Source organism: Candidatus Bathyarchaeota archaeon, assembly GCA_026014685.1.
In the GTDB taxonomy this organism is placed as follows: Archaea; Thermoproteota; Bathyarchaeia; order Bathyarchaeales; family Bathycorpusculaceae; genus Bathycorpusculum.
In genome coordinates, this window is sequence record JAOZHW010000005.1 from 1 (window position 1) to 24398 (window position 24398).

Here is a 24398-nt window from a genome sequence, read left to right on the forward strand (position 1 = left end):
TGCTGAGCCTGCAGCTTGCTTGGACTGCCCCGCTAAGCCTTTAACGGCGTCGGCTACGACGGCGAATCCCCGGCCAGCTTCACCAGCACGAGCAGCCTCAATAGCCGCGTTTAAAGCAAGCATGTTGGTTTGACCAGCAATATCAGAGACCGAATTAGCCATCTGACCCACCTGCTCAACAGAACTCACCATAGAAGTAACAGCTTCGGAAACGCGGGTAATGTCGCTTTTTATGTTTTCAATAGCTTTTAGACCTAACTGGCTTTTTTCGTTGGCTTCTCTTGAGCGGCGCACTGCCTCATCTGTTACAGATGTCGCTTCACGAGCAATTACTCCTGCTTCATCCATGACTTTCTTTAAAGCTTCGGTGCTTCGTGCGGCGTTTTGAGAGAGTTCGGCAAGTTTTTGGGCGCCTGTAGAGACCTGCTGTGATGCAGTGCTAACCTGCTGCATACCAATAGCCATCTGATTAGAAACATTAGCTGCCTGTCGACCCATGTCTAAGACACGAACGCTTGCTTTAGTAGCGTTTCCTGCAGCAGAAAAAACCTTCTGTGCAACTTCTCCGACGCTTTTAGCGGCAGTAGCCACATTGTCGATGGTTACTGTGGAGTTGGTTGCAAGTTTTGAGACCTGACCTGCAGATAGTTGGGCTTTGCTTGCCAGTTCGGCTATTTGGCGGTTGGTTTTAATTGTTTCTTCGTTGCTTGTTATGATGTCTTTTGCGCCTTTTATTGCGTCTTCGAGGATTTTTTCTTGGGATTTGATTAGTTCTATGTTAATCTGTTTTTGTTTGGTTAATTCTTTTGTTAGGGTTTCTAGTTTTTTTTCGTACTCTGCTATTTTTTTATCTGCTTCGTCAGGCATTGTTTATTGCGCACTCCAAACATTTTCAGGGGTTGTCTGGTTGTTGCTGATTTTTGTATTAATCAGTTATGAATTCAGAATCTGAACTGGAATATTTTGAAAAATGATTGTTGGCGCCGAGAATGGGATTCGAACCCATGCGGACCGGGAGGTCCACGGGCTCTCAAGGCCCGCGCGTTAACCACTCTGCCATCTCGGCACAACAAATCAACACTCTTAATTCACTGTGTCTTAAATGTTTACCGAATCACCAACAGCTACTTTTTTAAAAAGCAAGTAAGGTAAGGTTCTTAACTGACAAATTCAACCCTTCTGATATGTCGCCACCCTTAACAATACATATCCCAAGCAACATACTCGAAACCATCTATGCAGGCGCCAAAGAACTCTACCCCCGTGAAAGCTTCCTGCTACTACGAGGCAAAAAAAAGAAAAACACCCTACAGATCACCGACCTGATTCTCGCTCCCTTTGCCATTCACGGAGAAGGGGAAGTGCACTTCAACCCTTACATGTTTTCAGGCGACTTCTCACTTGTCGGAACGGTGCATTCCCATCCCTCAGGCGACATTTCCCCCAGTCACGTAGACTTGAACTATTTTTTTGGGCGTGTACTGTTGATCGTGTGTTATCCCTACGAAGGTAAAGAATGCATAGCTGCCTACGATTCAAACGGCGATGAACTCCCAATCGAAGTGACCGCTGCCATAGAATGCAAAGATGAAGAATTCTACTAAGTCTCTTTTTGTGCTGTCATTGTAGCTAATTGAAATGCAGCAAGGTAGTCCGTAGCGAATTTGTCAGCATTACCTTCAGTTCCCCTATGCAATCCATCGACTGCGCGGCACCGAAGATGGTGATAGAATTCATGCAAAACAACAAAAGGGTTAGTCACTATGTCGCTGTTCTGTACGCTTATGGTTTGGGTTTTGGCCGTGTAGCAGCCGTATGCTTTGATTTTGTGCTTTTTTGGCAACCCAACCTTAAAAGAGGGCACACTGACACAGTATTCTTTTGCCAGCAACGCCAATGCAGCCTCGGTTTTGCCGCTTAAAATCAACGCAACAACGTAAGCTTTGAAGTCAATCTGAGTCATTGGCAAGTCACCGCTAAACCGTCGAGGCGCTTAATTAAGGTGGTTTATTGTCCGTATGTTCCCCTTCGGATTTTCTCAACTAAGAGGTGAATGAACTCGATGGGCCACACATCGTCACATACATCGTCAGTTAAGATTTTACGTTGATGATAAAGAGGTATAAGGTCGTTTTTGAGCAGAAGAATCAACAAGAATTTGTGCCCATATGTGCGTTTGAAGAGAGCGTATTTGCGGGCTTGTTTTTTGGTCATTTCAAAATGCGGTTCCAAGATGATTTTTCGGCCCTGCACCGTTTTCTCCAAAATAAAATCAGGAGTATAAACCTCGTTAGGTAAAGGAAAACTAATAGTTTCATACCCATAGGGAATGTGCATACGAAGCAAGGTAAGGGCAGTTTTCTTTTCCCAGCCACTCTTGTAGCGGCTCATCTTTTGATAGTAAGCTTGCGATTGCCCCGTGATTTTCTGCATACGCTCCAAGAAGTCAAGGGCAGTCTTGAGCGTGTAGCGATTGAGAGTTTTCTGCTTTAACCATCTGCCTAAGAGAAAAAAGGGGTAATCTATTTTTGCAGGATCATGTGGAAAGAGTTTTTTAGCGTAATCGGTTAGCCTCTGTCTGGCTTGAGCAGCTGTTGGTTCATCGCGCCAAAGGGAAGGCGAAGCAGTGGAAATGATTCCTAAACTTGCAGCCACGTTCGCGTTCTCTTTAGTTAATGGAACATAGAGGTCCTCGGGTAGCAGGTGATCGTAAATCTGTAGGTCAGGTTGGGGTCGTACCATCCACCGCATATAGGTCCAAGCGCGATCTTTGTGGGGGCCACTAAGAGAAGGTATGTTTTTTGATAGGTCTTCGATGAAGTCTTTGGGTTTAGTGAATTTTTGAGCATACTTAAGCAGGTTACGTTCAGCAGTATTGCGGATGAATAGGTTGACGGAGGCAAGGTTTTCAGAGGCTGCTTTTTTATTCGGACCCAAGTCGTGGTAGAATTCGGCTTTGACTATTTCTTCTTCAAAGAGATGCGCTTTTTTGATTTCGAACAGCTGGTTACCAAACGCTTCATGCAAATAAACCATCAGCATACGAGCATTCTCAGGGTAACCGACTACTGTATCATCCAAGATGGAGGACGCAAGCAAAAAGTAGTGAGCAGCTATCCGTCTCTCCTCATACTTCTCGGAGTAGGGATTAAAAAGCAGCCGCGGACTCATGCGGCGGTCCCATTGGACGTCAGCAACGTTGGAGTTTTTGTTTATAAATTCCACAAGTAGCGCTTGTATTTCGTCATTTGCAGCCATGACCCGTGATTCCGTAAAGTAGGTGTATTGTTTATTGTGCAAGGATGCTTAAAACTTCTGTCATCCCCCGAGCATGCCGAGCATTAAGTGTCCTTGATTTTTTTTATGGCTAAGAAAAATGTAGATGTTTGAGGTGGAAAAAACAGAAAAATCAGGGGATAAAGGTACCCCTCATTTTGAAATTAAACTGGAGCTAAACTGTTACAGAGTATATCGTTATCGGCAAGTGGCAGTAGTTGTTGTCATAGTTGTTGTCCATCCAGTCCACTATTTCGAATGTTAACGCTTTTCCTTGACCGACGTAGATTATTGAGTATGTATGTAAGGTAGCTCCGTTGCTAAATGTGCCCCAATTGACGTCGTTGCCGTTTATTTGTAAGAATGAATGACCGTTGGGTGCAAGGTTGGAGTCACTCCAGTCCCACGCGTTCGATGCATCTGCAGAGTAGTACATGGCGTCTGCTGCAAGATTCGCTGAAGCATTATACCAGAAGATCTCGGAAACCTCTATGACGTAAATCTTGCCTGCTTCAAGAACAGGTGAAGTCACAGTGGACCCATAGATGTTACGCATGTCAGTGGCACTCCACGCGGTACCTGACCAAACTAGAGATTTCGTTGAAAGGTCGATTACGGTTATTTGTTGGGTTGTGGTGCTTGTTTTGCCATTTTCGTCTGTTACAGTGAAAGTAACGGTTTTCACGCCTGGGGTTGTGTAGGCGTGTGTTGGGTGATGTTCACTGCTAGTTGTGCCGTCTCCGAAGTCCCATAGGAACTGGTTAACCATTCCTGAACCGTGGAGTGATGTGCATGTGAAAGTTATTGTTTCCCCGACTACAGGTACAGTTGGGCTGTAGGTGAAACTTGCAGTGGGTGACGTATAGTCGTTCACGGTTAATTCGTGGGTTACAGTGCTTGTTTTGCCGTTCGAGTCGGTCACAGTTAAAGTAACGGTCTTTAGGCCAACAGTGGTGTATGCATGGGTTGGATTTTGCTGTGTGCTTGTAACACCGTCACCGAAATCCCAAAGCCAACTGTTAATTACGCCTGAACCCGCAACAGAAGTATCAGTAAAGCTCACGATTTGTTGAAGTACGGGGTTAACGTTGGAAACCGTGAATTCTGCAGATGGAGCCTTCTCAACGGTTATACTCTTTGAGATAGAACTTGACTTACCGTTTGTGTCAGTTACCGTTAGAGTGATGGTTTTGACGCCGATGGAGGAGTAGGCGTGTGTTGGGTTTTGCTGTGTGCTTGTTGTTCCATCACCAAAACTCCAGAGCCATTGATTGATTACGCCTGAGCCGGCAACAGAGTTATCGGTGAAGGTGACATCTTGAAGGACAGTTGGATTAACTGATGAGACAGCGAAGTCTGCTGTTGGGGCATTAATCACGATGGCTTTTTCTACGTTTAGGGTTTTTGTGACTGTACTTGAAATACCGAATGAGTCAGTAACTGTTAAAGTAACAGTTTTCACACCGGCAACAGCGTATAGGTGCGATGGATGCTGCACGGTGCTGGTTGTGCCGTCACCGAAATCCCACAACCAAGAAGTGACTTCACCAAGGAATGAAGTGGACTTATCGGTGAAGACAACTTGCTGATTTACAGAGGGATTAGCGTTTGACACTGAGAAATCAGCAATCGGCAGTAAACGCATAAGTGGCGCTGTGAAGCCGCGGAGGCTTTCAACAAAGATCATTTTTGTTGTGGTGCTTGTTTTTCCGCTGGAGTCTGTTACTGTTAAAGTGACGGTCTTGACGCCAGTGGTTGAGTATGCGTGTCGGGGGTTCTGTTCGGTGCTTGTTGTGCCGTCACCGAAATTCCATGACCACTGTGTAATCGCGTCGGCACCTTTTTGGGATGTGTCTATGAACCTAATGTTGTAATTGACAATTGGGGCTGTGTATCTGAAACTTGCAAACAGGGCCGCTTGAGGCGGGTTTGGCTTAGAATTTGAAGTGGTATCTATGCCTGTGTCATCTGGAGCTTGAGGATCGTTATCGTTAACCGAGCCCGTGACATAGGTGTATGCTATGAATGAACTGAGAGCGGCTAGGACAATTAGAATAATTATCGAAGCTGCTGAGACTTTTTTTGAAGGATGAATTTTGGTTTGCATCTTACTCGCTTCCTGAGTCTTTTTAATTTATAGAGCATATTGCTTGTTTTCAGTCATAGGAAATTTGCCTTTATTAAGCGGTAAGCCGAAGCAAGCAATACATCGAAAACAGAAATATCTCTAACACCGTGTGGCAAGTGATTTGAGCATAGAAACCTACGATTAACACCTCTTTGATTTGATGATATGCATAAGGTATTTAGGATGCGAAAGTAAAATGTTCAGAAACAAGGCACCTTTAAAGAATCGAAGCGCCTAAATAGGAAGACGCAGTAGGAAAGGTGGCTAATAGTGTGGGCCGGTCGTCTAGCCTGGTTAGGACATCTGCTTGACGTGCAGAAGGTCGCCGGTTCGAATCCGGTTCGGCCCACCATTCTCTTACCTTATCTCGACAAGTAACCCATTCTTTGATAGTCCCTTTAAGGAATTTCTAAATGAATCCAGCACCAAAAAAGACAGCTTTGAATAAAGACCTAGGGAGGGGAGGTAACATCTGAGAGGTCGCGTGAAAAGAAGAGGCTTTCACTGGCGCTCGTCCACGCCACCCGCTTAAAGTCAAAGTTGGGCCTCCCGAGCTCACAGACACGGATAGGATACATGTAAGGGGCTTTTACGCGTGCATAGCAAGCGACACTGAGTGAAAGCCAACATACCTTCTGGCGGTGATTGTTTTTGTAGTTTGTGGATGTATAAGCTGAATTAAAAAACCAAAAGAAAAAAGGGCGGTAAAATTATCTTTTGCGTGATTCAATTATGCCTCGGCATTTATCAGCAAACTGACAGTACTGCAAACACGCGGCGGAGGGGTCGGGGCGTTTCCATTCGGCTCCGCAGCTGGGACAAGTTGTTTTGTCCTCATCACTCCAGATTTCCAACTCGCCGCCACAGACGTGGCAGTTGATGTAAGCGGGTTTAGGCTGGAGTAAGTCACGGAGTCCGGGGCATGTTTCAGGGTTCTTTTCGATTTTGTCTTTAGAGCTCAACGATGTCACCTCCGATTTTGACCTCGTATTCTTTAACTGGAACCTGCTTACCTGATCCCTCGATGGCTTTGTTGACTGCCCACTTCAACCCTGTACAACAGGGCACTTCCATGTGAACTACGGTTATGCCTGCGATGTTGTTCTGTTTTAGGATCTCAGTTAGTTTAGCGGCGTAAGCTCTGGCGTCGTTGAATTTGGGGCAGCCGATGATGACGCGTTTTCCAGCCATCAGGTCGTGGAAGCTTTTGAGGGCGACAGGTGCGCAGTCAGCGGCTAAGAGGATGCTTGCGTTTTCGAAGAAGGGTGCTTTGGGTGGAACTAGGTCCAATTTTACTGGCCATTGGGGTTTCTGTGGTTCAGCTTGGGCTGGTTGGATTGTGACTGGTTTTTCTATGCCTTTACTTTTTAGGTATTCGTGGACTTCGGCTTCGTTGAATGCTTCTGCTTCGCGTTCTGTAACGGTGATTGCGCCCTGTGGGCATTGACCTAAACATGCACCTAAACCGTCGCAGTAGGTGTCTTTTACGAGTTTGGCTTTTCCGTTGACGATTTGGAGTGCGCCTTCAGCACATTTAGGGATGCATGCTCCGCATCCATTACAGAGTTCTTCATTAATGTGTACGATTTTTCTTTTCATTTTATTTTTCTCCTTTTAGGCATTTTCCGCCTGTGGGGCAGAATTTTTGGGCGTGGTTTTCTATGGCTTCAAAGATGGGGGCTATGGTTTCTTGGTTGACGGTTAGGATGTGTTTTTTGCCTTCTCGGTGGCTGATTAGGATGTTGCAGTCGAGGAGGGGTTTTATGTTGTGGCTGATCATGCTTTGTTCTTGTCCGAGGGCTGCTGCGAGTTCGGTTACGCTCATGGGTTGGTTGATGAGTTGTTCGATGGCTGCGAGGCGGGTGGGGTTGGATAGGTTTGTGAAGAAGCGGTGGCAGATTGTGGTTAGGCTTTTTTTCATTTTCCCATCTCACTATTTGCATGAATAATTATTCATATGAAACATTATTCATATAAACCTATTGGCCACTAAAGCTGATATCTACCCAAATCAGCCGAACCCGTATCAGGCGTAACAAAATAAAAAACCAACCCACACGCACAGCACTTAACCTCTTGATTTCTCAGCCGCTCAACCCGCAACGAACCACACTTCGGACAACGCATAACTATAGCACCATTAACTTTTGGGGTCTGTCATTCGTTTAATTCTTCATCTTTCCCGATCAGACTGGGACGGCGACATCATCCCCCGATGGAAAATGCACCGTCCCCGACTATAAAGTCTTGGGGTTAAAGGAGGACAAGAAAATGAAGAAACGAACCCAAGAAACCCAGCAAGCAAGTCAACAACCCCAAGATATAGGAAAACTAAACATTCCAAATGTTATGCTTTGGATGCTCAAGAACGCCTATGAACAAACGACCATCAAAAGAGTAGCTAAGGAGCTAAGGCACTTAGAAAGAAACTGCAACACCTCAAGTCCCGAAGAAGTCAAGCTCTTTATTGCCAAAAAGAACTGTTCCAACGCTCGAAAAGAGAATTTAATCGAATCATACAATATTGTAATAAAATCCTTAGGCTTATCTTGGAACAAGCCGTTTTATGAAAGGTACGATAAAAAGCACAGGGCACCAAAGGAAGCCCTTTTAGACTTTATGATTAACCATTTCCGTTTAGAAATGGCGCTCAAACTATCAATCCTCAAAGATTTAGGAACAAGACCCCAAGAACTGCTATGGTTAACTGTTAAAGACATTGACCTAAACACTGGAATGGTGAGTATTACAGGAGCCAAGCATACAGTAGGACGAGATGGAAAGCTAAAACCCAAATCAATCGCACTACTCAAATTATACATAGAGAAAAAGCAACTGAATGCCAACAGCAAACTCTTTGAAGTATCAAGCTCAGACTACTTAGGCGACATGTACCGCCATTGCCGAAACAGACTAGCCAAAGATTACAACATGCTAGAACTCAAACAAATCTGTCTCTATGACTTTAGACGCTTCAAAGCATCCAAAGAATACACCCTCTCTAGACACAATGCTTTCTATGTGAAGCAACTACTAGGACACAAGGACTTCAGAAGCATAGAACGCTATATTAGCGTATTCGATGATAGCAATGTTAACTGGATACCAGTAATATGCCATAATCAAGGGGAAATAGAAAAAGCCATCAAAGATGACTGCATCTTAGTATGTCAATCGGACGGAATAACATATTTTAAAAAACCATTGTAGCACGCTATTTTTATCTAATTAGAATTTTTCTTATTACAAGGTTTTATAAGATTATTCGTAGATAAGGAATCGGTAAAAAGAAATGGAATGGCAAATAATTGGCTATGCCATAACGGCTTTTTCAGGAGCTGTCTTCGCTCTTGTACTAACAGAGGTATTAAAATGGCTAAAAAGACCCAAACTATCGATGAATCTCGATTTTTCTGCATTAACCGAATTTAGGGATCAAAATACAGGCGATATTCAAAAGAAATCAGATTATCGATTTCTAACATGGGCAAAACGCCAGCAACATACTGTGAAGCCAAAATTGAACCATTAAATGCAAACAACAAATCCCTCTTCGACCCATCAATTCTACATTGGGTAAGAAGATTTTTAGAACCCAAAATTGGCCCTGAAAACACGTTTTCGCCGATTACTATTAATGCAAAAGACCACGAATTTCTTGCTATGTTGATTTTGATTAACGATAATGGAACGAACATACCGAGAATATCTTTAAAATCTGCTTCCCATCGCCCGTATAATTTCGCCGCAAATACCCGATACAAAATCAAGGTAACCGTTTTTTCAAGTAATCATGGCCCTGTCTCTAAAAACTTTTCTTTGTTATGGAATGGAGAATGGGACGGATTCAACACTGATGTAATCAAAGTAGTTTCAGATTGAAAGCATGAGTCCGCTTCGCTCCCGCTTCGCGGGTCGCTCAGCCTCTAGATTGCCGAACGTTGCGCAAGAGCCAAACGCTATTCGCAGGTATCATCAATCTCTTCACCTTCCCAAAAGTCACCTTCGGGGATAACGCCAATTTGTTTGTGAGACAGCACTTTGAATTCTCCTGCAACAAACTCGCAGATACTGACAAGCTCAATATGCCCACCGTATCTATGGTTTTCAAAAACACCCACACTACGAACTCTAAGCTGTTTCTTTGAGATTTTAGTAGCTTGGAATTCTATGACGTGAGGCATTGAGAAAAGATTTTCTCGCTCAAGGAATTTTGTGCAGTCGTCACCCACTTTTATCTTAGCCCATTGGCGCTCTATTCGCCTTCTCTGCTGACGAATCATCACTATCCGCACCCCTCATTGCCATCGCCTTCATGCTCAACTTCCCAGAGCGGGGTCCCATCCTCTGCAAACATGCTCAGGATTTCGCCTTTTCGAGTAAGCAAGAGTTTAGAGTTGCCTAAGTATCGGATATGGACTAACTCGGAATTGCAGATAGGACACTTATGCTGAATTCCCACGTCATCACCGTTAATAATTTCCAGCTTTCGGTAAGAGCAAGCGCCAAACCATGTTGTGGCATGAGATTTTTTGGAGCCTCGCTGAATTGAGCAGTGGTTGAGCTGATACCAGCAAGTTCCGCCTACTGTTTTTCGCTTCTCAAGGACTTTGACAACCCAGCCGTCTTTTTTGTTCTCACGTCTTGTAACGCCTTCGAAGCCTTTGCAAGCGTAACAGTCACCGCCTTTGCATTTTCGGCACTTACCGTAACCTTCACCGCCAACAAAGCCTAGAATGTGGAAGTGTGGACTCCAGCGCCAACCAAAAGGTACTGCTTTTATGTACGCTTCTTTTCGGTTAGCATAACGGAAACCATGAAAGATTATGGAACCGCCGATTATGCCCCGTTTAGCCAAAAGTTTGATAGCTTTTTTGCGTAATGCATCAAGGCTTAACCCATAGTCTTCGCTTCTGACACTTGCGACAATATGCTCAACTGGAAGTCCAAAACGCTTAGATGCGTCTTTGAGGCGTGCTTCCATTCGATAGGCTTCACGAACAGCCCAACCATACTTGAAGCAAACGGGGCAAGTAGGTTTATCGCATGAATGATAAATGGGCTTGGCGAAAACTGCATTTTCAGGTATGCTCTCAGTAAAGAAGCGTGCTTGATTATGTGCCTTGTAGTTAAGGCACCCCATGTATTTGTTGAATGTTCCGCATTTTGGAGAGGTTTGTTTTCCATGACCCACGAGTTCATACTCGCCATAGCTCCAGAAGTCGTTGCGGATTTCCGAAACTACATTATCATGTTGGGTTTGCATTTGTTGTGCCATTTTATTCGCCAACCAAGATAATGATAACAACTAATATAAGGTAGTATATAACATACCTTAGCTTGGGAAAACATATGGTGAGCAAAAAATCAAGAGAGCATAGGTCAAAAACTCTTAACAAAAGCGATAGCTTACCTTCACTGCAAAAAGCGATAGTCACCTACATGGCTGAAAACGAGCCTAAAACAATCCGTCAAATATCAATAGCCCTTTCAAAAGATTACTCAGCTACTCATACTGCTTTTAAGAGTTTAGAAAACAAAAAATTAGTGGCGAAAGTAACTGTAAAACGTTATCGTGAGCAAGATTTCGGTTGCTATTGGTTAACAGATGAAGGCACGATAATGGCTTTAATGGAAGGTGCAAATGCCGATAAATTGTTGCAACAGACAAAAAATCTGTATCCAGAAGCGGAAATTACCCATTGCTTCTTACAGGTAATCCCTTTGTTTGACCCCGTTATGATGCGAACCGCTTATTCATATGTAAAGGGAAAAGGAACTCTTGGATTTGCCGAGGTTGCACAGATAATTCTTTCTGGAACAGCAGAAGCTATGGATATAGAAACAGGTAAAAAAGTATCAACTATACTCAGACGATACCCAAAATACTATGCTCAACTAAAGGTTATAGTTCAAGAAATGATTAAGACCCTAAACCAGCTAATTGAGGAGTAATCAAAAGAGCAACGAGCAGGTTTTAGAGAGAAAAGTTGGAAGCGAGCAACCACAAGGGTTGCCGCCGACTGATTGTTAAAATTGGATGCCATATCTTGAACCCAGAAGACTTACCTTTGATAAGTAAATTATATAACCGAACTCTTTCATCAGTAGCTAACATGGAAAAAATGGGTAAGTATCTTTCATTATGCTTAGTTGTAATCTTAGCGGTGTCAAGTCTAATAAGTATTGAATCAACTTATGCGCAATCAACAATGACACAAAAGCCAACACCTCCCGAATTTACCTTGAAATTTGTTCCATCGTCAGAAAATATAACCCATATAGACTCATTTACTGGAGTAAAGACATTCGAAATAATTGATAAGAGCAAAATAGAAGTTAAAATTAAGAACCAACTTTTTACAAAAAACTTGAATGGCGTAAATTATTACTTATATTATAACATATATGTGACAGGTCATTTTGACCCTTCAAATCAAAACGATTGGCGATATGAGTATAATTTCCCCGACAATTATACCAAAACGCCTCGTTGGAATAAAATATTGGAAGCAACTGCATCCGAATACACAACCGTATCGATTGGCGGTGATTATCCGTCTCATTCCCAAATCGATGTTCATGTCGGTGCAATGCTAATGCATGATGGGCAATTTAGAGTGTATGAGTATATTGGGGATTTGACTGGACATTTAGTATCAGGTGTCGTACAAGGCGAAATAAGCGGCAATGTACAAACGTTTACTATACCTGAACACCTGACTTCTTCAACTGATTCGCCCAATCCTACATCCATAGTGACTACTCAGCCGACATCTATCTCTCCTAGTAGCCCTACTTCCGTGAGCCCCTCAGAACAAGTTAAAGATATGATTTCAATGCCTTTATTGACTTTTATCGTTATAATTGCAGTCTTCTTATCGGTCATAATAATATTGTTAGTCCTGATTCTAGTCAGAACACGCAGACAACCCCTGCATCAACCTGCAAAAGCTTATAACTAGAAACATGCAATATCAGTAATTTAGTCTCAGAAATTTACTTTGCCCTAAGGCTGGGACGGCGACATCATCCCCCAACGAACCAAACATCGCCTCACATCTTTTAGTGTTTTGGTGAACAAATAGAAAGCTGGAAGCGAGCAACCACAAGAGTTACCGCCGAGGCGGAATTATTTGTGAAAAAAAAATAATTATAGTGTGCGCTAAGCGTTATTAATCCCATACTGGGGTGCCTGTTCTGCAGGAAACCTGTGGAGAACCACCTGAAACTTGGACGGATGTACTGATGTCTTTGGAATCTCCTGCTGATATATCGCCAATGGTTATTGTTTCTGTTTTAATTTCCGCCTGTGTATCAACGTTAAAGAACGTTACATCAACTCTGACGTTCTTTGCATCTTTCTGCCCCATATTTTGGGCGTTGACCTGTAAATCAAACAGGCCCGTTTCGCTATTGTAGCCGCCTCCAACGCTGACTGCTACGGAAGCCTCTTTAAGTTCAGGAGTAACATTGGAAGAGAAAAATGAACTTAGTATTCCAGTGGCAATCAAAGCTCCGATGACTAAAACAACTGCTATTACGGCTATAACACCAATCACAATTAATTTCTTCATAATACATCTCGCTAAATATGGCTACACTCGTTAATAATTCTATTCAACGCACAATAGACAAACAGAGAACAATCAGCAAGCAAATTAATTCATAAGAATTGATAGCGCGATAGCCCTGTTTTTTGCTACCCCCAAGACCCCAAAAAATAATGAGTTAGTGAAATTAACGAATGATTTATTTTTGAAGCTGAGAAGTGTTGAATTATGTTAAAAGAGATATCTATTATTCTTACAGCAGTTGGATGCATCTTCTTAATTATCCCTTTAGTTTGGCTCTCTATTGGCGCACTAAGTTTTATCTTACCACTGATGCTCTTAACCGCCATAGTAGTTTATTCTATTTTCTATGTTAAAAAACTCTACAACAATGGAAAAAAACATTTAGCGACCCGATTTATATTAGCTTTAAGTTCTGTAATTATTCTGGCGTTTATTGTTCTCTTAATAATATTTCCTTATGTTATCCCTAAGCTGTTAATATAAGATAATTAATCAAAAACACCTCGGTAGCGAGTACACCTCCCTAAAGGGCACCCTCCTCGCAACCAATGGCTCTGTTTTTGCAAGTCTGCTACCTCTATGGCAAAACTTATAATGAGAAGCAAATTGAATACAATTGAGGGAGAAGTGTGAAAAGCAAGTTATGCTTGTTGCTTCTGGTTTTTACGCTTTTTTTAGGCTTAGCCTGCTTCGTTAAAGCACAAACAGATCAAGTTTATTGGAGTGATGACTTCAACTACTCGTCCAATCAAGATATGAAGTCTGCGGGTTGGACACTGTATCGAAATCCCTCAGGAATCAGCGTAAGCGCAGGAGCATTAACGTTAGACGGAACGGATGGAGACGCAATCGTTTATTATCATAATCACTTTGCAAGCGGCATTTATGATTGGAAAGTCGAAACTAAAAGCATGTGGCTAGGACAAGGACACACCACAAACGGCGTGTTTATCCTTACGGAGAAGCATTCATACGGTTTTAACGCAGATGGATATTACAAAGAATTCGCATTTTATAGAGATAACAAAAAAATCTTGCATTTCGGCATATTTGAAGAAAAAGCAAACCAATGGATAACAATTGCCTTAGTGCGTGAAGGCAACACTATTAAGATGTACTTTAACGGGAATTTACAAAATACCTACCAAGAAGAAGATACAGAAAAATCCGCAGCTATAGGCGTAGATATTAGTTCTCCTTGGCAAGGTAATGCGAAATATGATTATGTAATGCTTGGAACACCAAACGCAGTAATGCAAAACACTTCTCCCCCAGAAACCACCTCAAGCTTCCCAACAAGCACAGTACTTATTGTAGGAGGATTAGCTGCTGTAGTTGTTGCTGGGGTCGTAATTTACTATTTCTTTATAGCTGGCGGCTCTGGTGCTTCTACAGGTGCAAGTGCAGGCGCTGGGGCTGCTTCAACAGGAACCGATAGCTCGGACGACGGTGAAGTGGGCGGAACACTTATACACAATCACCAACTAAGCCCTCAAGAAGTGGGTAATCTTATTCTTCATTATCCGCCTGAAGCAAAAGGTGGTCTTGAGGATGGACCCTTACATGAACAACCTTTGAGTGGAGAAAAACCACCCAAACCACCATCAACTTCGGATTCTTCAGAACCTTATTTGGAGGGGGACGGCGGACCAGTAATAAGTCCCGACCGCTTTCAATCTCAACCTAAACCACCAAATAGCAATACAAACCAGACACAAGATAATACAAATCAAGCATCCAGTTCAGGCCAAGCAAATAGTGAAAACGACAGCTAACTTGCAATAGGTCAAAAACACAAAACTTAAATCTAGAGGCAAACAGTATCAACTCAATGATTTAATCCCACAAAATTTACTTTTCCCTAAGGCTGGGACGGAGACATCTCCACAAGCCTATTTTTTACTTCTTTCTACGAATGAAGTTTATAAGCAAACCCGCCCCGCAGTTTGCTGGAGAAGGCCATTGGATAAAGTCGCAAGAAGACGTTACGAGATTCTTAGATGCAAGTTTTTTGGGGGACTTCGACGCCTTTCTTAGGCGCAAAGCAGCAGCTCACATCTGCATCGGCCTGTACCCGTCAATTTTAGCGTCATACGTGCTTTTCTATGCAGGTTCAAAAAAAAAGAAAAAAGGTTAATGGCGTCTTGCAGCGTAGACTCCGAAAGCAACAAGCACGATAATGACGACAACGACTAAAGCTATGATTATCCACCATTCCATCGATAACCCGCCTATGTTGGTGGGCGTCGGTGAGGTTCCACCCGTCGGTGTTGGTATTGTGCTGCCTGTGGGGACGAAGACTGCTTGGTATGCGTATCGGTTTCCGTAGCCGTGATCCACAGTGTACGGATTATCTGTGGGAGTTGTGGTGAAGGGTGCTGTTCCATGTGCGCCTACAATTGGGTAGCCGCTGATCGACCAATGGGAAAACTGGTAACCCTCAGAGGGAATAGCTGTAAGGGTGGTCTGGGTTGCGTCAGCCAAAGCGTAAGTGCCCGGTGGGGGGTTTGTGGTTCCGCCTGCAGAGGCCAAAACGACGATTATGGCTGCTTTTGAGATGTCAGCGGGAAGGCTGGTAACTGGCGGAGGCGGAAGCAAGGGTACAAAGATTGCTTCAACGACATAAGTGGCGCCGCCCATAACGGTGATGGAGGCAGGGTTATCAGTTAGTACCTGTGATGAGGAATCAAACTGAACAATCCACCGATCGAACATGAAGGTGTCATCCGTTGGGGTGGCCGTCATAGTGACAGTTTGACCGTTCGAGTAGGTTTGTGTGCCAGTGGGATTAGTTGTGCCGCCCACTGTGGTTAAGAAGACTACTGTCGCATTGCCCTGTGCTGTAACGTTTATCGATGTAGCGAAGACTGCAAAAAGCAGTAAGCCAAAAAGAAAAGTCATGGACAGGATTTTTGTTGATTTAGCCATTAAAAATATCTCCTTATTGTAGCATGCTAGCTTGTGGATACGTTAATTGAAGAGACTATATTTGTCTATGTGACTGCAAAGGTGCGCCAACAAACCTGTGCAATCAACACTGCAGTTGCCCATTTTTTCAGCAAAAATACAAATCAACATAACATTTATTGCTCAAATAGTTATCCTAATACGTTAATTGAGGGTGCTTGAAAGGATGCTTTCACGTTCAGCCGTAGTTAAATTAAAAGCGATTTTGATTGTGGATTTGATAATTGTTGCAGCAGCAGCTGGTGCCTACTTCTATTTGCTAAACGAAGGTACAATAACAGGCGCATCAAAACCAGCAACGTTTATCCTAACTGACTTGACCGTAACGCCTCCTGAGGCCTATGTTGGCGAAGCGATACTGGTCTCGGTTAATGTTACAAACATCGGCGACGTTGAAGGTAACACCACGATCAACCTCGAAGTAAACAACGCCCTCAGAGAATCCACAAACCTCACCTTGCCAGGTTTAAAGTCCTCAGAAATCGTTGAATTCACAGTAATCGAAAACAATCCTGGAAACTTTAGTGTAAAAATAGGTGATTTGGAAAGCTTTTTTATTCTAAAAGAGGCACCGCCTGAAACCAGTAAAATTGTGCTCTCGAACTTGAAGATGGACCCCTATGAAACTTGGCCCAACTACCCAGTTACAGTAACTGTTTTAGCTACCAATCCATCGGCTGAAACCGATCGTTTATTCATAAAAGTCTCAGTAAACGACGTTATAGTTAACTCTACCACGATAGTTTTGGACGCAAAAGCTAGTCAAACAATCTCATTCAACGTCACCGCCTCAACTGAGGGAAAACACACCGTAAAAGTCAACTCACTCAAAGGCTCCTTTATCGTCGTAAAAGAAGGCTACCACACACTCACCATCAACCGATCGGGCGGCGGCTCAAAGTCAGTGCCCTTTACCCTAAACGGGGAACAACTCCAAACACCCTACCAAGCAGTTTTACCAGAAGGACAATACAGCATTTCTATGCCATCACCATTCGATGTAGGAACCGGCGTTTTGGCATTCGACACTTGGAGCGACGGCGTCGGAAGCCCCTCGAGAACTTTCACATTGAACAGTCGCACGATTTTGGTTGCCACCTATCAATTAATCAGCGGTTATGCGTCTTGTCCATCCCTCTACATCTGGAACGGCACAGGCTACACTTATGTCACTGACGTTTCTAACTCAGGGTGGCTTGGATACATCGGCTACATAACGTCGAATGGAACCATCGTATTCAAAGATGGAAACCCCTATGACTACGTTAAACTAGACCGAAATATCCTAACAGCTAAGAACGGCTACTTTGACATGACGCTCTCCCAGCAATGGGATGAACTCTACTACTTAGACCAAGCATACCTCTTAGTCGTTGATCACCCAATAGGCACAGACGCCTACATGTCCATGACCAGTTATCTAAGTGACTGTTCAACTGGAAAAGTCTACACCGTAAGCAGCAACAACATTTTGTCCCCCATAAGCGCCACCAACGAAAAAGGTCAAAACGTGTTAGCGCAACTTTTAACCCAAGATGGGATTTTCACTCCAGGCATTAATGGCTATGACAGCGTTTGGAACAATATCACTCTAAACCAGTTAACCCTGAATTTAGGCAACCTCAAGGGGGCATCAGAAATTAAACTAGTCGTAACGGGCATGGTAGATTGGGGATTAGCTGAACCATACTATGACTGGATAGACAGTTTCATCGCAGCAGCCAAGCAAGGTATACTAGTAGATGGCACCGAAATCACGCCTGCACCATACTTGGAAGTTAAAGCCGCCAACGGAACTTGGATCAGAGTTCAACGCGACATTCCCTTGCCTTCAGATTACCGCTCACGTACCTACACAATAGATTTAACAGGCATATTCCCCGATGACGTCACAGAATACCAGATCCGATTCAACAATTTCTGGAACGTAACCTACGACTACATCGGAATAGACATAACAACTCAACAAACCGTTACTCAACAGATAATTAAACCAACATCAGCAACCCTAAGCCAGCTATGGGAAACCAAATCCATCTCCTCAGGCTACTTCACCCGATACGGCGACGTAACACCGCTACTGCAGGAAGCAGACGACATGTTTGTCATCGGCAGACAAGGCGACCAAGTCAACATGCAATTCTCCACTGAAAACCTTGCGCCAGTCGCAGAAGGAATGGAACGCGACTACTTCTTTGTAGTTGCATGCTGGTTTAAAGACCCCCCTGGAGCATGGGGTTACGGCTTTGAATTCACTGTTGATCCAATGCCGTTTCTAGATATGACGGGCTTCCCATACACCAGCAACGAAAGCTACCCCTACGACGCGGCGCATCTGGCGTATTTGCAGCAGTACAATACTCGCTACATTCCACCGCCATAAACCGCCCTTTTCTTATTTTTTCTTCTGCATATAACGAAATTATTTATGTGTTAAGCAAAAAATGTGTAAACTTTAAATGAGATAGACTGCTATTTGCTGTAAATAAAACCTGCCGAGACATACACATGTCGACAACGGACTTAACTAATCCTTATCTGTGGGCTTTTAGTGAAGGCTTGGTCTACGGTTTGGCGGTTTGTACAGCATCCTGTTTGCCGCTTTTGGCAGGGTACATCGCAGGAGTCGGTTCAGGTTTCAAAAAGAGCGTAAAAATCACCATGATTTTTAACTCTGGGCGGGTAGTTGCTTACACCGCGATTGGCATAATAATCGCTTTGTTTAGTGGGTTGATACGGCTGTTGATTTCAGACACAGCTTTTTCACCCTTTCAGATTTACTCTTCAGTTGCCTTTGGAATTGTTACAGTCCTTATCGGGGCGTCGGTTTTGTATAGAATAAGAAAGCCCGCCTGCGAATGCATCGGCAAAAACGAGCCAAGTTTCTTTGGAACAGGAAAAGTTGGCAGACACGGAGTTGACTTCGGTGCTTTCTCGCTGGGGTTAACTCGGGGGCTTGTTATTTGTCCGCCGCTGATTTTGATTTTGGCGACCTCGTTGCCATTGGTTTCGCCTGCGGGGAGCGTGGCGATTTCAGTGCTTTTCGGTTTGGGAACCACAATTTCGCCGATGCTATTATTAGGTGGAGTTACAGGTTGGTTGCTAAGTAAAGCACCGCTGTTTAGGAAGGGGATTTCCATCGCTGGAGGCGGCATTCTAATATTGCTAGGTGCCTATACAATGTACAATTCCCTAATTCAGTTAACGTGATAGACTATGGCTGGAGAACTAATCGGGGACCTATTGCGCCTTACTGTGTTGGCGGGGCTCGGGGTAGCAGGGATACTGGCGATTCTGATTTGGAAGAAAAATCTTGCGATGCGCGTAACATTTCTGAGGTTAGTCATTCAAGCGGTCGCTTTTGCAGCTATTTTTTACATTTTTTCTTATTCGGCAGTCATTCCTATGCTCTATGAACTCATAATCCTCTTCGCCATCACGCTGTTCATAGGCAGGTTCTTCTGCGGGTGGCTGTGCCCATTTGGGTTAATCATGGACTTAGAAAGCCTCCTGCGCAGAGCACTTAAAATCCGCTACCGCTTACTCCCAGACAAACTAAACATAGCCCTGCATAAAGGACGCTACTTGATTTTACTTGTTTTCTTGTTGTTACCTGCTGTGTTGTGGCTTTTGGATCCGCAGGAAATTTTAGTCTCCCCGCTGATGGCTCAACTTCTGGCGGGGCATTTTCGTCCGTATGGCATTTTGCTTGATCCCATGATACCCTTTATTGTGCCTTGGACTGGTCCGCTAAATATCGGCGGAGTTAACCTAAGTTACCCATACGCTCAAAACATCATAACTTTCACTGGAGAGGAACTGGGTCAAATATTCGCCATCGCATTTGTTGCCGTTACATTAATCGGCGGGTTCTTCATCAGACGAGCGTGGTGCCGCTTCTGCCCCACAGGCATCTCATTGGCAGCAATAAACCAGATCAAAGCATTCAGAAAAGTTCCCTTAGTGTACGTGGATAAAGATGAAGAAAAATGCACTAAATGCGGTGTCTGCAAACGCGTCTGCCCTGTCCAAGTTAACGAGGTTTATGAGCAAAAGGGCGGAAAAATCGCAACATCCCAATGCATGCTCTGCGCTCGATGCGTCGAAATGTGCCCCTATGAAGACGCACTTAAAATTAAGGTTGGTAACAAGACCGTGTTTAAGTCTAGAGATTGGTTACAGCCGCCAAAGGTTGAATGAGGAGAAAAGAAATGACAAAAACCGTTGAGAAAAAATTCATGCCTGATATGCCTAAAAAAGAGATGGATGAATTAAGAAACACCGTGAAAGCCGCTTCCCTAAAAATCATCGCCGACAACATCGAGCGAATGAAAAAAGCTGACCCACACCGCCCCGAAGCCATGAAGTACTTCGATGACATCGCAAACCTGTTTGGGCAACGCCAGCAAGAAATTCAGGCAGCTAAAGAAAAAGGCAAAAAAGTCATCGGTTACATGTGTCTTTTCGCGCCAACTGAACTCATCACGGCTGCAGATGCGATTCCAGTGCGTGTAAACTCAGGCTGGTATGACACATCAAAACTCGGGGACCGAGTAGTGCCAGTTGAGGTTTGTCCAGTTATCCGCTCCACTATCGGAGCAAAGATGATTGAACTTTCGCCCTTTTTGGAGCAAAGCGACGCCTTAATCAGCGTCTTAACCTGCGACGGCATGACCAAACTTAGCGAAATTCTCGGCGACACAAAGACCATCTGGGGCATGAACATCCCCCGCGTAAAAGACTCAACACAGTCATTACGCTTCTGGAACGATGAAATTAAACACATGAAAACCCAAATTGAGCAGTTCACAGGCAACAAGATAACACGTAAAAACCTGAAAGAAGCCATAGAAATCAGCCACCGCGCAACCAAAGCTTTCCGCAGACTACAAGAACTCCGGAAAGGCAACCCCGTCATCATGGGCAGAGATGCTATGCTTGTCAATCAGGCGTACAGTTGGGATGACAAGAAGCGCTGGACAGAAAAAACTGAAGCCCTCTGCGACGAACTTGAAAAACGGGCGGAACGCAAAGACTGGGTTGTCTCACCAGACACACCACGCGTAATGGTTACAGGGACACCGATGTTTTGGCCCGACAACTGGAAGCTACCCACCCTAGTTGAGGAAGGCAACCCACAGGGCATAATCGTCGCGGACGAACAATGCAGCGGAGAACGCATCCTAAACGACCCCATCGGAGTAGACGAATGGTCGATGGATGACATGCTAAACGCCATGAGCGAACGCTACCTGATGGCCTCCACATGCCCATGCTTCACCAGCAAAGACGGCAACGAAGACCGCATAAACTGGCTACTAAATAAAGTCAAAGAATGGAAAATTCAAGGCGTCGTTTACTACGTCGTTCGCGGATGCATGCTCTACGCCATGGAATACGCTCGAGTAAAGAAAGCTTTAGACAAAATTAATGTTCCAGTTTACTATTTGGATACCGAATACACAAGAGAAGACGTTGGGCAAATGAAGACACGTGTTGAAGCCTTCTTGGAAATGCTCAACGCAAGAATCGACATCTAAGGTGAAATGAAGCATTGATAACAGTCGGAATGGATCTAGGCACGCAACGTGTACAAGTTGTTGTCCTAAAAGACGGAAATGTTGTAGGTAGAGCACAAGCCTTTGCAGGGTTTGACCCCACAAAAGCCGCTGAACAAGCAGTCAACGAAGCACTAACACAAGCCAACCTCAAACTCTCAGACGTAAACCACTTTGCTGCCACCGGTTCAGCCATGGACATGGCACCCTACGCAAACAGCACAGTCAGCATGATGGGCGCCGACGCAAAAGCAGGCGTATACCTCGTTCCTAAAGCGCGAACAATAATCGACGTAGGCGCAGAAGAAGCCCGCGCAGTAAAAACCGACGAACGCGGCGTAATGGTCGACTTCGTCGTAAACGAACGCTGCGCAGCAGGTGCAGGAGCATTCATTGAAGCCATGGCAAGAGCACTAGAAGTGAAACTTGAAGAAATGGGACCACTCTCCCTGAAAGCTGAAAGAGCAAGCCCCATCAACGCATCGTGCGTGATCTTCGGCGAATCCGATGTCGTCTCGCTTATTCACCGCCAAGAATCCAAACCCGAAATCGCACGGGCCGTATTCGACGCAATGGCAGACCGTGTTTCAGCCATGATGCACCGATTAGGCATAACTCCCGAAGTGGTGCTGGTCGGCGGAGTAGCCAAAGACCCCGGCTTTGTCGCTTCATTAAACCGTAAGTTAGGGCTCACCGTGGTTATCCCCGAGTACCCCGAATACGTTGGAGCACTCGGCGCCGCGTTAATTGCGGCTACACGCGTCAAGGAGGCATCTAAATGAGTGGAGTCAGAGACGAGTTCTGGCGTTGGCAAGAATACCACCGCATAATGCCCAACATCAAATGGAGCAAAAACGACATAATCACCGCAGGCGTAGACGTAGGTTCAGTCGGTTCCAAAGCAGCCATCATGGTTAACGGCGAAGCGTACGCTTGGGGAATTACCCGCACAGGCAGCAACAGCCCTGAAAGCGCAAAAAAAGCCCTAGATTTCGCTCTAAAAGACACAGGACTCAGCGTCAGCGACCTAAAATTCATCGTGGGCACAGGTTACGGCCGAGTTAACGTTCCCATGGCCAACAAAGCCATCACAGAAATCGCCTGCCACGCCAAAGGGGCAAACTACATTTGGGGACCCAGCGTCCGCACAGTCCTCGACGTCGGCGGCCAAGACATTAAAGCCATAAAAATCGACGAAACAGGCAGAGTCGTCAGCTTCCTCATGAACGACAAATGCGCCGCAGGCACAGGCAGAGGCATGGAAGTCTTCGCTGACCTACTTCAAATCTCCATCGAAGAAATCGGAGACATTTCACTTAAGGTCGAAAAAGAACCCGAACCCGTAAGTTGCACGTGTGTTGCGTTTGCAAAAACAGAGGCTATGGGTCTTTTACGTAAAGGCTGGTCTAAGGAAAAAGTTTTAGCTGCCTACACAAGGGCTATGGCTGTGCGTATGGCTAACTTGATCAACCGTGTGGGTCTCGAAAAAGAACTGGTCATTACAGGTGGTCAATCAAAGAACAAAGGCATAGTTAGCCGTATCGAAGTAATCTTAGGTGTCAAAACTTTACCTTCGCCGAAATGGCGGGAAGGCGGCTTAGATCCGATGGTTGCGGGTGCATTGGGTGCGGCATCTTTCGGCAAAGCACTCTATGAAAAAGCCCAAAAGGCATAGGTGAAATTGGCATAATCACGCATTACGGCTACACGGATGGTTCAGGTGAATACTACATAATAGTGGACTCTGAGCATTGCAGTGGATGCGGTAAATGCGTTGACCGATGCCCCCAAAAGGCGCTTCAGTTAATAACTGAATTCATCGATTTAGAAGACAAAACCGTCGCCGCAGTAGCCGAGGTACATCGGAAAAAAATCAGCTACACCTGCGCTGCATGCAAACCTGACCGCGGGCAGACGCCATGCGTTTTAGCTTGCGATTCAAAAGCAATAAGATGCGTCTGGAATCCACGATAAACTATTTTTGGAAATAAAGAAAAAGGTAGGGTGCCCTTTTATGGACCTTGGTTTCTACGTCTTAGCACAAGTATGGCTATCGCGCCGACTGCAGCTATGACAATTATGGCGATGATGACTATGCCCCAGGTGCCAAGCAGGTCAGCTGGCGGTTCCGGTGTGGGTGTTGGGGTAGCAGGTTTTGGTGTCGCTGTAGCTGTAGGAGCAGGTGTAGGTGTCGGGGTAGCTGTTGGGGTGGGTGTTGGAGTGGGAGTTGCAGTAGGCTCGGCGACATAAACCGCTAATGTGATGTTGCGCGGTTCATCAGATATCACTGCATGAGTGCTGTTTTGGAGTCTTATGTTCCAATAGTAGGTTCCGTTCGCGGTGAAAGTGTAGCTGATTGAATTTACTTGGTTATTTGATATTGCTGATTGATTTGTGGCCGTTTGGATTACGCTTCCATTAAGTACCAAGTTTGCACCGTAGAATTTGTCTGAACCGACAAGGTATGGAATGTAAGAGAATGTTACGTTAAAGTTGTCGGTTTTAGCTGTGTTGTTGGCGGGTGCATTTAGTACTACTGTAATTGATTCTTCGCTGCTTTGTGCATTTGTGTTTGCGATGTTAACCAAGAGTGCACTTGCTAAAAGGGTAAAGAGAAGTATTGAGATATACGCTTGTTTGATTTTCATAAAACGTAAATCGCTACATTCGCTATTTATAACTTTCGAAGTTCAGAAAATAGACAAGCTAACGGATTTAACTAAAAAACAAAAGATAAGCCCAATTTAAGCCCCTTTTTAATCAAAAAACCTGTAACTCGGCTTTTAATCCAATTTTTACCTCGATATCACGCCCAAAGTGAGAAAATCGCTTTGTTTTAATGCGGCGCAGAGACAATTTGTCCTGTTTTGTTGTTGTACAGAATTTTCAATA

26 protein-coding genes, 2 tRNA genes and 1 pseudogene are annotated in these 24398 nt (G+C 44.5%); 15 read left to right on the top strand and 14 right to left on the bottom strand.

Features of this window, described 5'->3' with window-relative positions; translation table 11 throughout:
- Both NWE96_02325 and NWE96_02330 read right to left on the bottom strand, forming a co-directional pair.
- The coding region (locus NWE96_02325; protein MCW3982814.1) for a methyl-accepting chemotaxis protein at window positions 1-867 on the bottom strand (867 nt) is incomplete at its 3' end.
- A 111-nt stretch (window positions 868-978) separates the two neighbouring features.
- Window positions 979-1066 (bottom strand) — tRNA-Ser (locus tag NWE96_02330).
- Between the two features lie 118 nt (window positions 1067-1184).
- Between NWE96_02330 and NWE96_02335 the strand changes: the two genes are divergently transcribed.
- Complete coding sequence (locus tag NWE96_02335; GenBank protein ID MCW3982815.1) at window positions 1185-1604, top strand: Mov34/MPN/PAD-1 family protein; 420 nt, start codon at window positions 1185-1187, stop codon at window positions 1602-1604.
- Here NWE96_02335 and NWE96_02340 read toward each other — a convergent pair.
- The 4 genes and pseudogenes from NWE96_02340 to NWE96_02355 form a co-directional block, all read right to left on the bottom strand.
- Complete coding sequence (locus NWE96_02340) at window positions 1601-1963, bottom strand: hypothetical protein (protein MCW3982816.1); 363 nt, start codon at window positions 1961-1963, stop codon at window positions 1601-1603. The two genes, NWE96_02335 and NWE96_02340, sit on opposite strands and share 4 nt — an antisense overlap.
- A gap of 44 nt (window positions 1964-2007) precedes the next feature.
- Entirely contained in the window at window positions 2008-3258 is a 1251-nt protein-coding gene (locus NWE96_02345) for a DUF2400 family protein (protein MCW3982817.1), read from the bottom strand.
- Between the two features lie 193 nt (window positions 3259-3451).
- Window positions 3452-4921, bottom strand: coding sequence for a PKD domain-containing protein (locus NWE96_02350; protein ID MCW3982818.1), 1470 nt, complete (start codon window positions 4919-4921; stop codon window positions 3452-3454).
- Window positions 4922-4975: 54 nt separating this feature from the next.
- A pseudogene (locus NWE96_02355) lies at window positions 4976-5383 on the bottom strand (PKD domain-containing protein).
- A gap of 295 nt (window positions 5384-5678) precedes the next feature.
- Here NWE96_02355 and NWE96_02360 point away from each other — a divergent pair.
- Window positions 5679-5756: transfer RNA gene (locus NWE96_02360), tRNA-Val, on the top strand.
- 358 nt (window positions 5757-6114) lie between these two features.
- Here NWE96_02360 and NWE96_02365 read toward each other — a convergent pair.
- The 3 genes from NWE96_02365 to NWE96_02375 are packed head-to-tail and all read right to left on the bottom strand — an operon-like array spanning window position 6115 to window position 7325.
- Window positions 6115-6366: a hypothetical protein gene (locus tag NWE96_02365; protein ID MCW3982819.1), complete on the bottom strand. Its 252-nt coding sequence runs from the start codon at window positions 6364-6366 to the stop codon at window positions 6115-6117.
- Complete coding sequence (locus NWE96_02370; GenBank protein ID MCW3982820.1) at window positions 6356-7003, bottom strand: 4Fe-4S binding protein; 648 nt, start codon at window positions 7001-7003, stop codon at window positions 6356-6358. The genes NWE96_02365 and NWE96_02370 overlap by 11 nt, the downstream gene beginning before the upstream one ends.
- A gap of 1 nt (window position 7004) precedes the next feature.
- Window positions 7005-7325: a metalloregulator ArsR/SmtB family transcription factor gene (locus NWE96_02375; protein MCW3982821.1), complete on the bottom strand. Its 321-nt coding sequence runs from the start codon at window positions 7323-7325 to the stop codon at window positions 7005-7007.
- A gap of 350 nt (window positions 7326-7675) precedes the next feature.
- On the opposite strand from NWE96_02375, the gene NWE96_02380 reads away from it, so the two are divergent.
- The 3 genes from NWE96_02380 (at window position 7676) to NWE96_02390 (ending at window position 9286) form a co-directional block, all read left to right on the top strand.
- Window positions 7676-8614, top strand: coding sequence for a tyrosine-type recombinase/integrase (locus tag NWE96_02380; protein MCW3982822.1), 939 nt, complete (start codon window positions 7676-7678; stop codon window positions 8612-8614).
- 82 nt (window positions 8615-8696) lie between these two features.
- Window positions 8697-8936, top strand: a complete 240-nt coding sequence (locus tag NWE96_02385; GenBank protein ID MCW3982823.1) for a hypothetical protein — start codon at window positions 8697-8699, stop codon at window positions 8934-8936.
- On the top strand, window positions 8888-9286 hold the full coding sequence (locus NWE96_02390; protein MCW3982824.1) for a hypothetical protein: 399 nt from the start codon (window positions 8888-8890) through the stop codon (window positions 9284-9286). Before NWE96_02385 ends, NWE96_02390 begins: the two co-directional genes overlap by 49 nt.
- 77 nt (window positions 9287-9363) lie before the next feature.
- Here the strand turns inward: NWE96_02390 and NWE96_02395 are convergent, their stop codons facing one another.
- Together NWE96_02395 and NWE96_02400 are read right to left on the bottom strand one after the other, a co-directional pair.
- Window positions 9364-9687: a hypothetical protein gene (locus tag NWE96_02395; protein ID MCW3982825.1), complete on the bottom strand. Its 324-nt coding sequence runs from the start codon at window positions 9685-9687 to the stop codon at window positions 9364-9366.
- Between the two features lie 2 nt (window positions 9688-9689).
- On the bottom strand, window positions 9690-10682 hold the full coding sequence (locus NWE96_02400) for a hypothetical protein (GenBank protein ID MCW3982826.1): 993 nt from the start codon (window positions 10680-10682) through the stop codon (window positions 9690-9692).
- Window positions 10683-10756: 74 nt separating this feature from the next.
- Between NWE96_02400 and NWE96_02405 the strand changes: the two genes are divergently transcribed.
- Both NWE96_02405 and NWE96_02410 read left to right on the top strand, forming a co-directional pair.
- A complete protein-coding gene (locus NWE96_02405) occupies window positions 10757-11359 on the top strand; it encodes a hypothetical protein (protein ID MCW3982827.1) in 603 nt (200 codons plus the stop codon).
- A 95-nt stretch (window positions 11360-11454) separates the two neighbouring features.
- Entirely contained in the window at window positions 11455-12369 is a 915-nt protein-coding gene (locus NWE96_02410; protein MCW3982828.1) for a hypothetical protein, read from the top strand.
- A 210-nt stretch (window positions 12370-12579) separates the two neighbouring features.
- Here NWE96_02410 and NWE96_02415 read toward each other — a convergent pair whose 3' ends face one another.
- Window positions 12580-12981 (bottom strand): hypothetical protein, encoded by a 402-nt coding sequence (locus NWE96_02415; protein ID MCW3982829.1) that lies wholly within the window; start codon window positions 12979-12981, stop codon window positions 12580-12582.
- A gap of 629 nt (window positions 12982-13610) precedes the next feature.
- On the opposite strand from NWE96_02415, the gene NWE96_02420 reads away from it, so the two are divergent.
- Window positions 13611-14756, top strand: coding sequence for a hypothetical protein (locus NWE96_02420; GenBank protein MCW3982830.1), 1146 nt, complete (start codon window positions 13611-13613; stop codon window positions 14754-14756).
- A gap of 358 nt (window positions 14757-15114) precedes the next feature.
- Here NWE96_02420 and NWE96_02425 read toward each other — a convergent pair whose 3' ends face one another.
- A complete protein-coding gene (locus NWE96_02425) occupies window positions 15115-15909 on the bottom strand; it encodes a hypothetical protein (protein MCW3982831.1) in 795 nt (264 codons plus the stop codon).
- 205 nt (window positions 15910-16114) lie between these two features.
- On the opposite strand from NWE96_02425, the gene NWE96_02430 reads away from it, so the two are divergent.
- The 7 genes from NWE96_02430 (at window position 16115) to NWE96_02460 (ending at window position 23480) form a co-directional block, all read left to right on the top strand.
- Window positions 16115-18331 (top strand): hypothetical protein, encoded by a 2217-nt coding sequence (locus NWE96_02430; GenBank protein ID MCW3982832.1) that lies wholly within the window; start codon window positions 16115-16117, stop codon window positions 18329-18331.
- Window positions 18332-18456: 125 nt separating this feature from the next.
- On the top strand, window positions 18457-19158 hold the full coding sequence (locus tag NWE96_02435; protein ID MCW3982833.1) for a sulfite exporter TauE/SafE family protein: 702 nt from the start codon (window positions 18457-18459) through the stop codon (window positions 19156-19158).
- A 6-nt stretch (window positions 19159-19164) separates the two neighbouring features.
- Entirely contained in the window at window positions 19165-20148 is a 984-nt protein-coding gene (locus tag NWE96_02440) for a 4Fe-4S binding protein (GenBank protein ID MCW3982834.1), read from the top strand.
- Between the two features lie 11 nt (window positions 20149-20159).
- On the top strand, window positions 20160-21488 hold the full coding sequence (locus tag NWE96_02445) for a 2-hydroxyacyl-CoA dehydratase family protein (protein MCW3982835.1): 1329 nt from the start codon (window positions 20160-20162) through the stop codon (window positions 21486-21488).
- A 14-nt stretch (window positions 21489-21502) separates the two neighbouring features.
- A complete protein-coding gene (locus tag NWE96_02450; protein MCW3982836.1) occupies window positions 21503-22288 on the top strand; it encodes an acyl-CoA dehydratase activase in 786 nt (261 codons plus the stop codon).
- The gene (locus NWE96_02455; GenBank protein ID MCW3982837.1) at window positions 22285-23181 is read left to right on the top strand and encodes an acyl-CoA dehydratase activase; all 897 of its coding nucleotides are present in this window, start codon (window positions 22285-22287) and stop codon (window positions 23179-23181) included. The genes NWE96_02450 and NWE96_02455 overlap by 4 nt, the downstream gene beginning before the upstream one ends.
- 59 nt (window positions 23182-23240) lie before the next feature.
- A complete protein-coding gene (locus NWE96_02460) occupies window positions 23241-23480 on the top strand; it encodes a 4Fe-4S binding protein (GenBank protein ID MCW3982838.1) in 240 nt (79 codons plus the stop codon).
- Between the two features lie 38 nt (window positions 23481-23518).
- On the opposite strand, the gene NWE96_02465 is transcribed toward NWE96_02460, so the two are convergent.
- Window positions 23519-24094: a hypothetical protein gene (locus NWE96_02465; GenBank protein MCW3982839.1), complete on the bottom strand. Its 576-nt coding sequence runs from the start codon at window positions 24092-24094 to the stop codon at window positions 23519-23521.
- Between the last annotated feature and the right edge of the window lie 304 nt (window positions 24095-24398).

Bases quoted from the DNA above. Each gene is read 5' to 3' on its own strand.
- NWE96_02345 (MCW3982817.1), bottom strand. From the start codon at position 3,258: ATGGCTGCAAATGACGAAATACAAGCGCTACTTGTGGAATTTATAAAC.
- NWE96_02395 (MCW3982825.1), bottom strand. From the start codon at position 9,687: ATGATTCGTCAGCAGAGAAGGCGAATAGAGCGCCAATGGGCTAAGATA.
- NWE96_02335 (MCW3982815.1), top strand. From the start codon at position 1,185: ATGTCGCCACCCTTAACAATACATATCCCAAGCAACATACTCGAAACC.
- NWE96_02380 (MCW3982822.1), top strand. From the start codon at position 7,676: ATGAAGAAACGAACCCAAGAAACCCAGCAAGCAAGTCAACAACCCCAA.
- NWE96_02375 (MCW3982821.1), bottom strand. From the start codon at position 7,325: ATGAAAAAAAGCCTAACCACAATCTGCCACCGCTTCTTCACAAACCTA.
- NWE96_02415 (MCW3982829.1), bottom strand. From the start codon at position 12,981: ATGAAGAAATTAATTGTGATTGGTGTTATAGCCGTAATAGCAGTTGTT.
- NWE96_02350 (MCW3982818.1), bottom strand. From the start codon at position 4,921: ATGCGTTTACTGCCGATTGCTGATTTCTCAGTGTCAAACGCTAATCCC.
- NWE96_02385 (MCW3982823.1), top strand. From the start codon at position 8,697: ATGGAATGGCAAATAATTGGCTATGCCATAACGGCTTTTTCAGGAGCT.
- NWE96_02390 (MCW3982824.1), top strand. From the start codon at position 8,888: ATGGGCAAAACGCCAGCAACATACTGTGAAGCCAAAATTGAACCATTA.
- NWE96_02340 (MCW3982816.1), bottom strand. From the start codon at position 1,963: ATGACTCAGATTGACTTCAAAGCTTACGTTGTTGCGTTGATTTTAAGC.
- NWE96_02455 (MCW3982837.1), top strand. From the start codon at position 22,285: ATGAGTGGAGTCAGAGACGAGTTCTGGCGTTGGCAAGAATACCACCGC.
- NWE96_02370 (MCW3982820.1), bottom strand. From the start codon at position 7,003: ATGAAAAGAAAAATCGTACACATTAATGAAGAACTCTGTAATGGATGC.
- NWE96_02435 (MCW3982833.1), top strand. From the start codon at position 18,457: ATGTCGACAACGGACTTAACTAATCCTTATCTGTGGGCTTTTAGTGAA.
- NWE96_02440 (MCW3982834.1), top strand. From the start codon at position 19,165: ATGGCTGGAGAACTAATCGGGGACCTATTGCGCCTTACTGTGTTGGCG.
- NWE96_02400 (MCW3982826.1), bottom strand. From the start codon at position 10,682: ATGGCACAACAAATGCAAACCCAACATGATAATGTAGTTTCGGAAATC.
- NWE96_02425 (MCW3982831.1), bottom strand. From the start codon at position 15,909: ATGGCTAAATCAACAAAAATCCTGTCCATGACTTTTCTTTTTGGCTTA.
- NWE96_02430 (MCW3982832.1), top strand. From the start codon at position 16,115: ATGCTTTCACGTTCAGCCGTAGTTAAATTAAAAGCGATTTTGATTGTG.
- NWE96_02405 (MCW3982827.1), top strand. From the start codon at position 10,757: ATGGTGAGCAAAAAATCAAGAGAGCATAGGTCAAAAACTCTTAACAAA.
- NWE96_02445 (MCW3982835.1), top strand. From the start codon at position 20,160: ATGACAAAAACCGTTGAGAAAAAATTCATGCCTGATATGCCTAAAAAA.